This is a genomic window from Micromonospora sp. NPDC047465, from assembly GCF_040643125.1.
In the GTDB taxonomy this organism is placed as follows: Bacteria; Actinomycetota; Actinomycetes; order Mycobacteriales; family Micromonosporaceae; genus Micromonospora.
Window position 1 is genome coordinate 1 of the sequence record NZ_JBEYTP010000018.1, and the last position, 11,991, is coordinate 11,991.

General features: G+C 75.0%; 12 protein-coding genes and 1 tRNA gene. 1 reads left to right on the forward strand and 12 read right to left on the reverse strand.

Annotation, left to right across the window (positions count from 1 at the left end; translation table 11 throughout):
- Window positions 1-91 precede the first annotated feature (91 nt).
- The 4 genes from ABZ793_RS17780 to ABZ793_RS17795 form a co-directional block, all read right to left on the reverse strand.
- Complete coding sequence (locus tag ABZ793_RS17780; protein WP_357458196.1) at window positions 92-412, reverse strand: hypothetical protein; 321 nt, start codon at window positions 410-412, stop codon at window positions 92-94.
- Between the two features lie 56 nt (window positions 413-468).
- Window positions 469-1,227: a Bax inhibitor-1/YccA family protein gene (locus ABZ793_RS17785; RefSeq protein WP_357458199.1), complete on the reverse strand. Its 759-nt coding sequence runs from the start codon at window positions 1,225-1,227 to the stop codon at window positions 469-471.
- 151 nt (window positions 1,228-1,378) lie between these two features.
- Complete coding sequence (locus ABZ793_RS17790; protein ID WP_350703331.1) at window positions 1,379-2,194, reverse strand: Bax inhibitor-1/YccA family protein; 816 nt, start codon at window positions 2,192-2,194, stop codon at window positions 1,379-1,381.
- Window positions 2,195-2,306: 112 nt separating this feature from the next.
- Window positions 2,307-2,387 (reverse strand) — tRNA-Leu (locus tag ABZ793_RS17795).
- A 102-nt stretch (window positions 2,388-2,489) separates the two neighbouring features.
- Between ABZ793_RS17795 and ABZ793_RS17800 the strand changes: the two genes are divergently transcribed.
- Window positions 2,490-4,391: a hypothetical protein gene (locus tag ABZ793_RS17800; RefSeq protein ID WP_357458201.1), complete on the forward strand. Its 1,902-nt coding sequence runs from the start codon at window positions 2,490-2,492 to the stop codon at window positions 4,389-4,391.
- Between the two features lie 95 nt (window positions 4,392-4,486).
- Here ABZ793_RS17800 and ABZ793_RS17805 read toward each other — a convergent pair whose 3' ends face one another.
- The 8 genes from ABZ793_RS17805 to ABZ793_RS17840 all read right to left on the reverse strand — a co-directional run bounded on the left by ABZ793_RS17805 (window position 4,487) and on the right by ABZ793_RS17840 (window position 11,767).
- On the reverse strand, window positions 4,487-5,818 hold the full coding sequence (locus tag ABZ793_RS17805; RefSeq protein WP_357458203.1) for an NAD(P)/FAD-dependent oxidoreductase: 1,332 nt from the start codon (window positions 5,816-5,818) through the stop codon (window positions 4,487-4,489).
- 102 nt (window positions 5,819-5,920) lie between these two features.
- Window positions 5,921-6,481: a hypothetical protein gene (locus ABZ793_RS17810; protein ID WP_357458206.1), complete on the reverse strand. Its 561-nt coding sequence runs from the start codon at window positions 6,479-6,481 to the stop codon at window positions 5,921-5,923.
- The gene (locus tag ABZ793_RS17815) at window positions 6,478-7,893 is read right to left on the reverse strand and encodes a DUF58 domain-containing protein (RefSeq protein ID WP_357458209.1); all 1,416 of its coding nucleotides are present in this window, start codon (window positions 7,891-7,893) and stop codon (window positions 6,478-6,480) included. The genes ABZ793_RS17810 and ABZ793_RS17815 overlap by 4 nt, the downstream gene beginning before the upstream one ends.
- Window positions 7,893-8,900, reverse strand: a complete 1,008-nt coding sequence (locus ABZ793_RS17820) for a MoxR family ATPase (protein ID WP_350703340.1) — start codon at window positions 8,898-8,900, stop codon at window positions 7,893-7,895. The genes ABZ793_RS17815 and ABZ793_RS17820 overlap by 1 nt, the downstream gene beginning before the upstream one ends.
- Window positions 8,897-9,481: a hypothetical protein gene (locus tag ABZ793_RS17825; protein ID WP_357458212.1), complete on the reverse strand. Its 585-nt coding sequence runs from the start codon at window positions 9,479-9,481 to the stop codon at window positions 8,897-8,899. The genes ABZ793_RS17820 and ABZ793_RS17825 overlap by 4 nt, the downstream gene beginning before the upstream one ends.
- Before the next feature lie 43 nt (window positions 9,482-9,524).
- Window positions 9,525-10,268 (reverse strand): DUF4129 domain-containing protein, encoded by a 744-nt coding sequence (locus ABZ793_RS17830; RefSeq protein WP_357458215.1) that lies wholly within the window; start codon window positions 10,266-10,268, stop codon window positions 9,525-9,527.
- A gap of 79 nt (window positions 10,269-10,347) precedes the next feature.
- Window positions 10,348-11,061 carry a uracil-DNA glycosylase gene (locus ABZ793_RS17835; RefSeq protein WP_357458494.1) on the reverse strand — a complete coding sequence of 238 codons (714 nt, stop codon included), beginning with the start codon at window positions 11,059-11,061 and terminating at the stop codon, window positions 10,348-10,350.
- Between the two features lie 19 nt (window positions 11,062-11,080).
- Window positions 11,081-11,767, reverse strand: coding sequence for a dienelactone hydrolase family protein (locus ABZ793_RS17840; RefSeq protein ID WP_357458218.1), 687 nt, complete (start codon window positions 11,765-11,767; stop codon window positions 11,081-11,083).
- Between the last annotated feature and the right edge of the window lie 224 nt (window positions 11,768-11,991).

Genomic DNA, 11,991 nt, shown 5'->3' on the forward strand with positions numbered 1-11,991 from the left:
CACCCGGACAGCCTGGCGACACCGCGCCGTCCGGACCAGCATCCGGACGGCGCGTCACGTCACGACAGGGCAAACGTTGCCTGATGCGGCACTAGAGCGCGTCGCGGGTCGCCGTCACCTCGGCGGCGGCCCGCGCCAGCGCCTCGGGCGGCGGGGCCGCGGCCACCAGGTCGGCGGCCACCACCCGGAGCTGGTCGGGCAGCGCGAGGTCGTTGTCGAGCCGGGGCACCACCCGCCGGAGCTCGCCCTCGGCGTCGGCGGCCAGGTTGGCGACCTCCTGCACCAGCCGGTGCACCAGGTCGGCACGCGACACGTTGCCGCCGGCGGCCGTGGCCGACCAGCGCGGCTGCTGCCAGTGCCCGACCTGACGGACCAGCAGCTCCACCGCCCGGCTCAGCTCCCCTGCGCTCACCGCCCGAGTCTACGAACCCACCCCGCCGGCGCGGGGCGGGCGGGGTGGCGGCCGGGTCAGCGGCGCAGGTAGCCGAGCAGGCGCAGGAGCTGCCAGTAGAGGAAGACCAGGCCGGTCAGCAGGCCGAACGCGCAGAGCCAGGCGTAGCGGCGGGGCAGGCCGTCACGTACCGAGCGCTCGACCAGGTCGAAGTCGAGGACAAAGCTGAACGCGCCGGCGACGATCGCCACCACCGAGAAGGCGTACGGCAGCCAGCCGACCTCGTCGGTCAGTCCGTAGACCTCCAGGCCCTGCCGGCCGGAGACCAGGTACGCCAGCAGGTTCACCACGCTGAGCACGACGATCCCGAACAGCGTACCGGCGACCAGCCGGGCCAGCCGCGGCGTGGCCCGGACGAGGCGGGCCCGGTAGAGCAGCGCCATGCCGAGGAAGACCCCGAAGGTGCCCGTGACCGCCTGGACGACGATGCCCGGGTGGACCAGCTCGAAGGTCCGGCTGGCCACCCCGAGCAGCAGCCCCTGGAGCAGCGCGTAGCCGACCATCGGCACCGGGTTGGTGATGCCGCGCCAGGAGATGACGACGACCAGCGCGATCCCGGCCAGCGCGGTGCCGGCCAGCGCGGCGGGGAGCCATGCCGCCGGCGGCACGAGCACCCAGGCCGCGGCGCCGGTGGCCCCGGTGAGCAGCAGCAGCCCGACCGTACGGGCCACCACGTCGTCGACGGTCATCGCCTCCGGGTCGCCGACGCCCAGCACCCGGCTCTGCACCCGGGCGGTCTCGTCGAACCGGGTGAGCACCGGGTTGCTGCTGCGCACGTCGCCTCCCTGCTCGGCGTACCCCCACGCAGTCACTCTGCCCCGGGCGGCCGGGCGGCGGCGCGAAACGCCGGGACCGGCGCGGGCGCGGAAACGACGGCGCCCGCCCCCGCGGCAGCGGGGACGGGCGCCGGTCGGTCGCAGGCGACGGTCAGTCGTCGCCCTGGAAGTAGCTCAGCAGGCGCAGGATCTCGATGTAGAGCCAGACCAGGCTCACCAGGATGCCGAAGGCGGCGACCCAGGAGTAGCGCTGCGGCAGGCCCATCCGGACGCCGTCCTCGATCTCCTTGAAGCTGAGCACGAAGCTCAGCGAGGCGACCACGATGCAGACCAGGCTGAAGCCGATCGCCAGCGGGCTGCCGTCGCGCAGGCCGGTGTTGATGTCGAAGAGCGCCAGCACGAGGTTGATCAGCATGACGGCGAAGAGGCCCGCCATCACGGCGATCATGCCCTTGACGAACTTCGGGGTCGCCCGGATGACCTTCGCCTTGTAGAGCATCGCCATCACGAAGAAGACGCCGAAGGTGGCGGTCACCGCCTGGAGCACGATGCCGTCGTAGAGCGAGTCGAAGAACTTGCTCACCATGCCGACGAAGACGCCCTCGACGACGGCGTACGCGACCACCAGCGCCGGGTTCGCCATCCGGGAGAACGAGATGATCAGGCCGAGCACCAGGCCGACCACCGCCGCGCCGATCCAGGCGGCACCGAGCAGGGCGTCCGGCACCAGCACCCAGGCGGCCGCGGCGGAGACGCCGAGGATGCCGAGGAGGGTGACGGTCTTGACCACCACGTCGTCGACCGACATGGTGTTGACGGCCGGCGGAGCCGCCGGGTAGCCGGCCTCCGTCGGGTACTGCTGGGGGTAGCCGGGCTGTCCATAGGGCCCGGTCGGGGCGTACCCGGCGGAACGCTCCCGCTCGGCCGCCTGGCCGAGCCGGGCGAGCACCGGGTTCGAAGTCTTCACTGTCAGGCCTCCCTCAGGGGGTCGTTGCACGTGAACGTGCCCCTCAAGAGTAAACGCCCAGGGCAGCCGCGTGGTGATCGCCAAGCTGAGCGGATGCTGAGAGTGGTGGGGGTGCCCGGGGCGGGGGTCGAACCCGCACGCCTTGCGGCAGCCGCTTTTAAGGCGGCCGTGTCTGCCGTTCCACCACCCGGGCGGGTGGCACCGGGCGCGTCGACACGCCTGGTGCAGTGTCACGGTAGCCGGTCGGCGGCGACCCGGCGTACCCCGACGCCCGGGTCACACTAGGGTCGAAGCCGTGAGCAGCGCAGCCCCCACGGCCCCCGACGCCGCCCCTGACCAGGCCGTCCTCGCCGCCGGCCGGCTGCCGCGCCGGCTCTCGCCGGCCCGCCTGCTGACCACGGTTTCCCGGCACCGGACGGGCGTCACGGTCGGGCTCCTCTTCGTCGCGCTGGCCGGCTGGCTCACCCACGGGCTCTGGCCCGACCCGGCGGCCCGGGTCCTCGCGCTGAACCCGGCGGACCAGGCCCTCTACGAGTGGTTCCTCGCCGTCGACGCGCGGGCGCTGCTCGGCGACTTCGACCTGCTCACCGACCGGCTCAACGCGCCGGACGGGGTGAACCTGATGACCAACACCACGGTCATCGCGCTGGGGATCCTCCTCGCCCCGGTCACCCTGCTGCTCGGGGCGCCGGTCACCTTCGCGCTGCTGGCGCTGGCGAACCTGGCCGGCACCGCCGTCGCCTGGTATCTGCTCTTCACCCGGACGCTGGGCGCCCACCGGGTCGCCGCCGCGCTGGGCGCCGCCCTTTGCGGCTTCAGCCCGGGCATGGTCTCGCAGACCAACAGCCACCTGCACATGACCGCCCAGTGGCTGGTACCGGTGATCGTCTGGCTGGTGGTCCGGCTGCTGCGCGCCGCCGACCCCGCCGGCCGGGCCACCACCGGCCCTGACCCCGCGGCCCGCGCCGCCGCCGGGGACGCCGTCGACCGGCGGCAGGCCCTCGCCGGCCGGCCGGACCACCGGCGGATCGTCAGCTCCGCCGTCGGGCTGGCGGCGGCGGTCACGGCGCAGGTCTTCATCGGCGAGGAGGTGCTCTTCCTCTGCGCGCTGACGCTGCTGGTGATGGCGGTCACGTACGCCGTGACGGACCCTGGCCTGGCCCGCCGCGCCCTGCCCGGCTTCGCCGCCGGGATGGTGCTCGCCGCCGGGCTGGCCCTGCTCGTGCTGGCCTGGCCGCTGTGGTTCCAGTTCGCCGGGCCGCAGGGCGTCGCGGACGGCATGTTCAGCCCGCACTACTTCTCGGCAGACCTGCGCAGTTGGTGGACGGTGTCGCCGCTGTCGGTGGTCGGCAGCGACGAGGCCGCCCGGCTGACCACCGGCCCGGCCGAGTACAACACCTTCCTCGGGTGGCCCCTGCTGCTGGTCACCACCGGCTGCGCGGTCTGGCTGGGTCGCCGCCCGCTGGCCGTCGCGTGCGTGGTCGGGGCGCTGGCGATGGGGGCCCTGTCGCTCGGCCCCCGGGTGGTGCTCGACGGCGAGCGCACCGCCGTGCCGGGGCCGTACACACTGCTCTCCGGGCTGCCCGTGGTGGACGGCGCGCTGCCGATGCGGTTCGCCCTCGCGGCGCTCCCGCTGATCGCCACGCTGCTGGTGCTCGCGGCCGACCGGGCGCTGCGCGGCACGGGCCGGGCCCGGCGGCTGGTCCCGGCGGCGGTCGGCGTGGCGCTGCTGCCGCTGCTGCCCGCCCCGCTGCCCACCGCCGCGCGCCCGCCGGTGCCGGAGTTCGTCACGGCCGGCCACTGGCGGCAGTGCGTCGAGCCGGGCGGGGTGCTGGTGCCGGTGCCGCTCGCCACGCCGCAGGAGCCGTGGCCGATGCGCTGGGCCACCGCCGCCGACGCCGCGTTCGGCATGCCGGAGGGCTTCTTCATCGGCCCGTACGGCCGGGACGGCACGGCGGCGATGGGCACCTACAAGCTGCCCACGTCCGCCCTGCTGACCGAGGTCGCCAAACGCGGCGGGCAGCCGGTGATCGGGGACCAGCAGCGGCGGCAGGCCGCGAAGGACGCCGACTTCTGGGGTGCCTCCTGCGTCGCGCTGGCCGTCGACACCCCGCACGCCGACAGCCTGCGCGGCACGCTGGAGCAGCTCTACGGGCCGTCGACCCGGATCGCCGACGCCTGGATCTGGCGGGTCTGACCGGCGTGCGCCCGCCCGCCGCGGCGGCGGGAACCCGCCCACACAGACAGCAGGCCCCCTCCGCGCGAGCGGAGGGGGCCTGCTGTCCTGCTCGGTCAGGACCGGACGGCGGCGACGGGCTGGGACGCCTCGGCGAACTCCTCGCGCGGATCGTGCAGCTGGCCCAGGGCTACCACCTCACGCTTGAGGAAGAACGCCAGGGACCAGTCGACCACGACCCGGACCTTCCGGTTGAACGACGGGATCCGGCTCATGTGGTACGTCCGGTGCATGAACCAGGCCGGCCAGCCGGTCATCTTGATCCCGTACACCTGGGCGACGCCCTTGTGCAGGCCGAGGCTGGCCACGCTGCCGGCGTGCTTGTGCTTGTACTCCACCGGCTCCCGGCCGCGCACCACGTTGGCGATGTTGTCGGCCATCCGGGCGGCCTGGCGGACCGCGTGCTGGGCGCTCGGCGAGCAGTAGTTGCCCGGCTCCTTGGTCAGGTCCGGCACCGCCGCGCAGTCACCGGCGCTCCAGGCGCCCTCGACCGCCCGGTCGCCGTCGACGATCTGGAGGGTCGGCAGGCAGGTGACCCGGCGCCGCTCGTCGCGGGGGAAGTCCGTCGCGTCCAGCATCGGGGACGGCTTGACGCCGGCCGTCCAGACGATGGTGTCGGAGCGGAAGCTGTCGCCGTCGGAGAGCTTCACCACCCCGTCGACGCAGGACTCCAGGCGGGTGTCCAGCCGGATGTCCATGTTCCGCTTGAGCAGCTGCTGGACCGTGTAGGCACCCATGTCCCGGTCGACCTCCGGCAGCACCCGCTGGGTCGCCTCGACCAGCACCCAGCGCATGTCCTCGGGCTTGAGCTCCGGGTAGTACCTCAGCGCGTCCCGGGCCATGTCCTCCATCTCGGCGAGCGCCTCGATGCCGGCATAGCCGCCGCCGACGAAGGTGAAGGTCAGCGCGGACCGACGGACCTCCGGGTCCGGCGTGACGGCGGCCACGTCGAGCCGGTCCAGCACGTGGTTGCGCAGGTAGATGGCCTCACCGATGGTCTTGAAGCCGATGCCGTGCTCGTGCAGGCCGGGGATCGGCAGCGTCCGCGAGACCGAGCCGGGGGCGACGACGACGTGGTCGTACGGGATCTCCCGGGTCGGGCCGCTGATCGGCTGCACGACGGCGGTCTTGCGGTCGTGGTCGATCCGCGTCACGGTGCCCGCCACCACCTTGCACCGCCGCAACTCCCGTCGCAGCGGCACCACGGAGTGCCGGGGCGAGATGTTGCCGGCCGCCGCCTCGGGCAGGAAGGGCTGGTAGGTCATGTGGGGCTGAGGGTCCACCACGATGACCTCAGCCTCACGGGAGCTGAGCTTCTTCGACAGGCGCAGGGCCGCGTAGAGACCAACGTGCCCGGCACCCACCACAAGGATCCGCTTCGGATTCACGTCATCTATCTTTCCCGGCGCGGCCCGGCTAATCCCGATCGCGCCCCTCTTCTGTGACGGAGCACAACCCCTGTGACCTGCGCAACTGCGGTTACCGGCAGGTTAACGGCGGCGCAGCAGCCACCCCAGCAACGCTGTCAACGCCACCGCCGCCAACAGTCCGGCCGCGGTCGCGAGTTGGGATCCGGCGCCGTCGCCGAGGCCGCCGACCTCCACGAGGAGGACGCCGAGCACGAAGGCCCCCAACAGCACCGTGCCGGCCCGCGCGAGCCAGCGCACGATCACGTCCGGGTCGACCACCGCGTCGTACGGCAGGACGGCGGCCAGCGCGCAGAGGGTGTGCGTGAGGTAGAGCACGGCCGCCACGGTGAGCAGCCGCCAGAGCGCGATCGGCCGGCCGTACCCGTCGGTGGCGACCAGCCAGCCGCCGACCGTGACCAGCGCGGCGAAGGTCGGCCAGACCCGGCGCGGCCCGAGCGCCGGCAGCAGCGCCACCACGACCAGGGCGAGCAGCGGCCGGCCGAGGAGCACCTGCGACGGGTACGCCACCACCAGCCCGACCAGCGTGGTGAGGAAGATGCCGGCGCGGACCAGCAGCGGCGTCAGGCTGACCCGGGCGGCCGCGTACCGCACCGCCCGGACCCGCTCGATGACCGGATTCATCGGGCCCCCACCCTCGGGGCGGTGGCCAGCCGCGCCACGTCCCGCAGCACCTGGTCGAGGCTGCCCGCGCCGGCCCAGCGCACCACCGGCACGCCGTGCTCCCGCAACTGCCCGATCATGGTGTCCCGGTCCAGCCGCCACAGCCGGTACGCCACCTCGGCCCAGCCCCGGTCCTTCGGCGGGGCGAGGTCGGCCGGCAGGGTGTCCACCGCGACGACGAACCGCCCCGAACGGGCCAGCCGGGCCAGCATCGGCGCCGACCGCTCGTCCAGCAGCGGGGTGAGGACCACCACCAGCGCGTCCGCGGAGAGCAACTGCGGCCCGAAGACCTGGTCGTACGGCTCGTGCGGGGAGGGCTCGGCGCGCACGTCGAGCAGCCACTCCAGGACGGTCAGGTACTGCCGGCGGCCGGTGGCCGGGCGCAGCCGGCGGGCGGCCGGGCCGTACTCCAGCATCGACACCCGGTCGCCGCGGTGCAGGTAGTGCTCGGCGATCGCGGCGGCGGCCCGGACCGTGGTGTCCAGCACGGAGGCGGCGCCGGACACGCCGCCGGAGCGGCCCGCCTCGGCGAGCACGTCGAGCAGCACCACCACCTCGGCGTCCCGGTCGGAGAGGGTGGCCGCGACGTGCAGTTGCCGGGCGCGCAGCGACACGCGCCAGTCGATCCGGCGCAGCCGGTCGCCCGGGGCGAAGACCCGCACACCGGCCAGCTCCCCGCCCTCGCCGGGCCGGCGCGAGTGGTGCGCCCCGACCAGGCCGGCGGCCCGGGGCATCGCCTCGACCGCGTCGAACGGCTCGGTCCTCGGGTAGACCCGGACCCGGGCCGGCTCGGTGACCACCGCGCGGGAGACCAGCAGGCCCTGCGCGGCGGCGACCCGGGCGCCGGCCGGGCCGACCGGGTGCCGGCCCCAGCGCAACGCCGTGCCGGCCAGTTCCAGGTCGACGGCCGCGTCGGTCGGGACGGCGGTCACGAAGGGCCGGTCGGCGACGGACGGTACGACGGCCGAGGGGGCGCCGGACGCGGCCACCGCCCCGGCGATCGTGGCCCGCTCCACCCGCAGCCACGGCGAGACCCGGCTGCGGACCACCGCCACGTCGTAGTCGAGCACGTCCGGGTTGCCGACGCTGACCGTGCCGGTCAGCTCGCCGCCCTCGACCAGGTGCCCCTCGTCGGCGGAGATCCAGACCTGCGGCAGGGCGGCCGGCCGGCGGCGCAGCGCGTACGCGGTGCCGATCGCGAACGGGGCGGCCAGCACGATCAGGTCGACCCGGCCGAGCAGCACCCCCGCGATCAGCAGCAGGCCGGTGAGCAGCACCGCCCGGCCGAGCGCCCAGGTGGGCACCCAGCCGGTCGTGGGCTGCGGCCCCTGCTCCGGCGACTCGGCGAGGGGCGGCACGGCGGGCGCGACCATCAGTGCCCGGGCCGGCCGGCGGCGTAGCTGGGCAGCGCCCCGCTGGCCGGCGCCGGGGTCGCCTCCAGCACCTCGCCGACCACGAAGGACGGGTCGACGCGGCGCAGCCACATCTCCGGACGCAGCGTGATCCGGTGCGCCAGCGCGGGCGCCGCGACCTCCTTGACGTCCTCCGGCACCACGTAGTCGCGGCCGGCCATCACGGCCCGCACCCGGGCCAGCAGCAGCAGCGCCAGCGAGCCGCGCGGCGAGGCGCCCACCAGCACCGACGGGTGCTCCCGGGTGGCGGCGGTCAGCGCGACGATGTAGCGGCCGACGGAGTCCTCGACCACCACGTCCTCCAGCGCGGCCTGCATGGCGCGCAGGGTGGCCGCGTCGACCACGGGCTTGATGTCCGCCTCCTCGCGGCGGCGGGCCATCCGCCGGCGCAGCACCTCCCACTCCTCCTCGTGCTCGGGGTAGCCGAAGGAGACCCGGAGGAGGAACCGGTCGAGCTGCGCCTCGGGCAGCGGGTAGGTGCCCTCGTACTCGATGGGGTTGGCCGTGGCCAGCACGTGGAACGGCTCGTCCAGCCGGTAGGTGACGCCCTCGACCGAGACCTGCTTCTCCTGCATCGCCTCCAGCAGGGCCGACTGGGTCTTCGGCGGGGTCCGGTTGATCTCGTCGGCGAGGAGCAGGTTGGTGAAGACCGGGCCCGCCCGGAACGCGAAGTCGCCGCTGCGCTGGTCGTAGAGGAACGAGCCGGTGACGTCGGCCGGCAGCAGGTCGGGAGTGAACTGGAGCCGGCGGAAGTCCAGCCCGAGCGCCTGCGCGAAGGAGCGCGCCGTCAGCGTCTTGCCCAGCCCCGGCAGGTCCTCCAGCAGCACGTGCCCGCCGGCCAGGATGCCGGCGAGGACCAGTTCCAGCGCGTCCCGCTTGCCGACCACGACCTGACCGACCGCCTCCAGCACCGACCGGGCGAGGTGGCCGACCTCCGCGGCGGGCATGCTGCGGTCCACGTCGTTCATATCTTCTCCAGTTCGGCGACGATCGCCGCGAGGTCGCGCGGCGACGGGGGGCGGCGGGAGGGCGTGCTGAGGAAGGTCCAGAGCTGGTCGCCCAGCAGGGCGCGGGCGCGGGCCGGGTCCGACTCCCGGGTCAGGCCGTGACGCTGACGCAGCCGCTCGTCGGCCAGTTCGCCGAGCCGCGGCAGGACCCGCGCGGCGAACCGCTCCTGGCTGCTCCCGCACCAGTCCAGCGGGCGCTCCCAGCCGTTGATCGCGGTGCGCAGCGCGTCCCGGGCGCCCCAGTTCCACGTGCCGTCGTCGTCGCCGGCCGGGACCCGGGCACCGGCCCGGGACGGGGGCGGGGGCGCGAGGGCAGCGACGACCCGGCGCACCACGAACAGCGCGAGCACCCCGGCGACCAGGACCAGCAGGGAGACCTGGAGCCCCACCACGCGCAGGCCGGCGACCAGCACCACCACGACCGCCGCGATGCCGGCCAGGGCGCGGAACACCCGGCCGGCCCGCCCGCCCCGGGACCGGCCGGCGCGCCCCGGCCGTTCCTCCTCGAAGCTCAGCAGGTCGTCGATGCTGGTGCTGCTCACCGCGCCACCTCATCACGCGGGGCGCGCGCCCGCCACGACCCGGTCACGTCGGCACTCCGGCGTCGCCGTCGACCACGGCGGTCAGCTCGGCCCGCAGCCGGCGCAGCGCCGCACGGGCCTGGTCGCGGGTGCGCTCGTCGACGGGCCGGGTGGCGTACCGGGCCTCGCGGTAGACGTGCGCGAACTCGGCCAGCACGTCGGCGCTGACGATCGCCGGCACCCCCGCCGACGGGTCGCCCCGCAGTAGGCGGGTGACCAGGTCGGTGGGGGTGTCCCCGGCCAGCCGGGGCACACCGGCGCCGGCCGCGGCCTCTTCGAGGCGTACCCAGCAGGCGATGACCGCGGCGCGCGGGTCGGCGTCCGCGTCGTCCAGCTCCACCAGGCCGGCGTCGAGGGCGGCGGCCACCTCGCGGGCGGTGCCCTCGGCCGTACGCCGGTTCCGCTGCCGCGGCAGCGCCCTGGTGGTGCGGCGCATCGCGCCCCGGACCAGCGTCCAGGCGAGGTAGCCGAACGCGGCGAGGAGGGCCGACCCCAGCAGCACGAGGGCGACCGTGCCGAGCCACGGCGGGATGCTCGCCTGGGTGGCCTCGCCGGCGTCCCGGGGCTCGACGGGGATCGACGCGGCCGGCTCGACGGTCGGGTATTCCGGCACGTAGGGGAGGTTGTCGGCGGCGGGCGGGATCCGGCTGGCGCCGATCGACGAGTTGGCGGACGCCAACGCGGCGACGGCGAGCAGGACGCCGACCGCGGCGACCGGCCACCACCTGCGTAGCACGCTCAGATCCATCCGGGGCTACCTCCGGGCCGCCGGGGGGTGCGTCGCGGGCCGACGCGTTCCGTCCGTCATCGCCACCGCCCCCGCGTGCTCAGTCCACCCCGGCCAACTGCTTCGCCCGGGCGAACACGTCGTCCAGCATCCCTGGTGTCAGCCGTCCGGTGAAGGTGTTCTGCTGGCTGACGTGGTAGCAGCCCAGCAGCTCCGGTGCGGCCGTGCCGGACCAGTGTGCCCCATGACCGAACGCCGGTCGCGGGGCGGGCGGGCGCTGGCCGTACACCTGACGCAGCGCCGGCCACCACGCGGACCAGGCGAAGGCGCCCAGCGCGACCACGACCCGCAGGGTGGGCCGGATCAGCGCGACCTCGCGGTGCAGCCACGGCGCGCAGGTGTCCCGCTCGCCCGGGGTGGGCTTGTTGTCCGGCGGCGCGCAGCGCACGGCGGCGAAGATGCGGGTGTCCCGCAGGGACAGACCGTCGTCGGCGGCGACGCTCGTCGGCTGGTTGGCCAGCCCGGCGCGGTGCAGCGCGGCGAAGAGCACGTCGCCGGAGCGGTCGCCGGTGAAGATCCGGCCGGTGCGGTTCCCGCCGTGCGCGGCGGGCGCCAGGCCGAGGATGGCGATGCGCGCGTCGGGGGCGCCGAAGCCGGGCACCGGCCGGCCCCAGTACTCCTGGTCGCGGAAGGCCGCCCGGCGCGTGCGGGCCACCTCCTCGCGCCACTCGACCAGGCGGGGGCAGGCGAAGCAGTCGCTGACGGCGGCGTCGAGGTCGGCGAGGTCGGTCGCCCGCGCGGCGCGGGCGACCACCTCGTCGGGCGTACGCGGCTCAGCCAAGCTTGGCCCGGAAGAGTTCGAGGGTGCGCGCCCAGGCGGTGGCGGCGGCGCGCTGGTCGAAGTTCTCCGGCCGGTCCTCGTTGAAGAAGGCGTGCGCGGTGCCGGGGTAGTCGTAGGTCTGGCACGTGCCGCCGGCGGTCTCGACGGCGCGGCGGACGGTCTGCACGCCGTCGGCGGCGGAGGTGCCGTCGGCTTCGGAGCAGTGGATGAGGGCGGCCTTGCCCGCGTAGTCGGCCCACTCGGAGCCCATCCCGTCCCAGGGCAGCCTGGGGTAGAAGGCGGCGGTGGCGACGATCCGCTCGGTGCGGCTGGCCGCCCACAGGGCCAGGCTCGCGCCGGCGCAGAAGCCCGCGCAGCCGACCTTGCCGGTGACCTCGGAACGCCCGGCGAGGTAGTCCGCCGCGGCGGCGATGTCCGCCGCCGCCTCGTCCATCTGCGGGCTGTTCAGCATCTGGCGCGGCTCGTCGGGCTTGCTGGCCGGGCCGCCGTGGCGGAAGTCCGGGGCGAGGGCCACGAACCCGGCCTCGGCGAACCGGTCCGCGACGGAGGTGATGTGGGGCACGAGCCCCCACCAGTCCTGGATGACGATGACCGCTGGGCTGGCCGCACCGCCGGACGGTATCGCGAGATAGCCCTCGCGCGTACCCCCGTTGCTGGTGAAGCTCACCATTTCGCCCATCGGCCCGTCCTCCTAGCGGTCAGTCATCGTTGGCTGGTCGCCCAGTGGTCCTACGTGCCGGTAGCCTGCCACGCCGTGCGCGCCCCGGGGAAGACGCCGGAACAGTGGCATTCACCTCCCGTTCGCCGGCCGTACGCGGAGACGCCGACGGCGGCGCGGGCCGGCGGGCCCCCCCCCCCCGGGGCGTGCGGGCGGGCGGGGGGGCCGGCCGGGCGTAGTTGTTC

Coding starts and splice junctions, on each gene's coding strand:
- ABZ793_RS17840 (WP_357458218.1), bottom strand. CDS start 11,767: ATGGGCGAAATGGTGAGCTTCACCAGCAACGGGGGTACGCGCGAGGGC.
- ABZ793_RS17820 (WP_350703340.1), bottom strand. CDS start 8,900: ATGAACGACGTGGACCGCAGCATGCCCGCCGCGGAGGTCGGCCACCTC.
- ABZ793_RS17830 (WP_357458215.1), bottom strand. CDS start 10,268: ATGGATCTGAGCGTGCTACGCAGGTGGTGGCCGGTCGCCGCGGTCGGC.
- ABZ793_RS17815 (WP_357458209.1), bottom strand. CDS start 7,893: ATGGTCGCGCCCGCCGTGCCGCCCCTCGCCGAGTCGCCGGAGCAGGGG.
- ABZ793_RS17810 (WP_357458206.1), bottom strand. CDS start 6,481: ATGAATCCGGTCATCGAGCGGGTCCGGGCGGTGCGGTACGCGGCCGCC.